At 68.6% G+C, this 1,682-nt stretch carries 2 protein-coding genes; both read left to right on the top strand.

Annotation, left to right across the window (positions count from 1 at the left end; all coding sequences use genetic code 11):
- Positions 1–207: 207 nt before the first annotated feature.
- Positions 208–1,293 (top strand): serine/arginine repetitive matrix protein 2, encoded by a 1,086-nt coding sequence (locus tag FNQ90_RS22275; RefSeq protein ID WP_182607986.1) that lies wholly within the window; start codon positions 208–210, stop codon positions 1,291–1,293.
- A 64-nt stretch (positions 1,294–1,357) separates the two neighbouring features.
- Positions 1,358–1,666, top strand: a complete 309-nt coding sequence (locus FNQ90_RS22270; protein WP_143624462.1) for a hypothetical protein — start codon at positions 1,358–1,360, stop codon at positions 1,664–1,666.
- The last annotated feature ends 16 nt before the right edge of the window (positions 1,667–1,682 follow it).

The raw sequence follows: 1,682 nt of genomic DNA, 5'->3' as shown, positions 1-1,682 counted from the left end.
GGGCGACGGTGGTCCCTCCGTCATGTCCACGTTCGGGGACACCCGATGGTTCATGCCGTTGGGATCTGAACCCGGGGCCGTTTTGGTGCGTGGTAGGGGTGGGCGCGACCGCGGGCGGAGCCGGCGGACCCGTCGCCCGCCCACCGCACGTCCGGCTCACACACGGTTCGGTCCGGCCCCACCGGGAGGAACCGGGGAAGGCGCACCATGGCCGACGACCTTTCCGCCGATTTCTCGATCGACTACTCGGTGCTGCACCAGGTGCGCGAGAACATGCTCGAACTGGCCGAGGAGGCGGGCAGCGGGGGCGCCAGCGGGGACTACCGCGATCTGGGGGAGGCCAACCCCGGGGAACGGAGGGCGGCGCTGGGCCACAGCGGGCTCTCGGAGGCCTTCAACCTCTTCTACACGATGTCGCGAACCCGGGTGAAGGAGGCCAAGGACGGCCTGGAGGAGTTGGGCAACCTCTTCGGCGGCGTCGCGGACGGCTTCTTCAACGTCGATTCCCAGCTCGCGCAGAGCGCCGGGGCCTCCAAGGCCGCGGGGGACCTCGACAACTGGCGGGCGGATACCGAGGCGTACCAGCAGTGGGAGAGCGATCGGGCCGCCTGGGAGAAGTACCTGGCGTCCATCGGCGTTCCCCAACAGGACATCGACAACCCCGAGTTCCTCCTCCACAAGGCCTGCGCGGTCGATGACCCGCCCGGCTTCTGCGAGCAGTGGAAGGAGGACGTGGACGCCGCCCGGGCCGGTGACGGCGATCGTCCCCCGGAGAACCCCGGCGAGGCCCCGTCCAAGCCGGAGGACACCCCGCCCACCCGATGGGAGCACACCGACGCGTCGGGCACCACCGTCATCGAGCTGGAGTTGGACGACAACCACGAGATCGTCAAGGAGACCGCGACGGTCACCACCACGGACGGCCAGAAGTTCGTCTCGGAGACCGTCTACGACGGCACGGTCCACACGGTGGAGGACGGCAACGGCCGCGGCTACACCTTCCGCGACCAGACCACCACGTCCACCTACGCCGACGGGACGACCACCACCTCCGAGACCGTTTACAACGGCGAGCCCCGGACCGTCTCGCTCGGCGAGGACTCCACCGGGCGGGAACGCTTCGCGGCCTTCCAGGACTACACCGTCACCAGCACCGACGAGGACGGCAAGACCGTCTCCACCACGAAGGTCGTCCTCGACGACGACGGCTCCGGAACGATGACCGTCACCGCGGACGGCGAGACCACCGAGTACACCCGCTCCGGCCCCAACGCCAAGTGGGAGGAAAAGTGATCGGACCCCCGACCGCCGGGTCCCGGCGGTCGGTTTCCCCAGCACGCAGCGAAAGGACGGCCCCGTGGCCAACATCAAGCTGAACTACGACGAGATCGACCGGGTCTGCAACGTCCTCAACACCAGCGTCGAGGAGACCCTGGTGCCCCGGATGAACGAGGCCCAGCAGGAGGTGGACGCGCTGCTGGAGACCGGCCTGGTCTTCGTCGAGGCCAGCCCCGCCCTCCAGGCGCAGTACCAGACCTTCACCACGTCGCTGAAGAACGCGACGCAGAGCATCATCGACTACGCCAACCAGTTCCAGGCCATCAAGGAGTCCATGCAGGAGATGGACGCCGACATGGCCGAGAAGGTCAAGAGCAGCGGGCGCTGAGCCCCCGGCCCCTCCC

This window comes from Streptomyces alkaliphilus, assembly GCF_014141535.1.
In the GTDB taxonomy this organism is placed as follows: Bacteria; Actinomycetota; Actinomycetes; order Streptomycetales; family Streptomycetaceae; genus Streptomyces; species Streptomyces alkaliphilus.
This window is presented reverse-complemented; position numbering and strand designations above follow the sequence as displayed.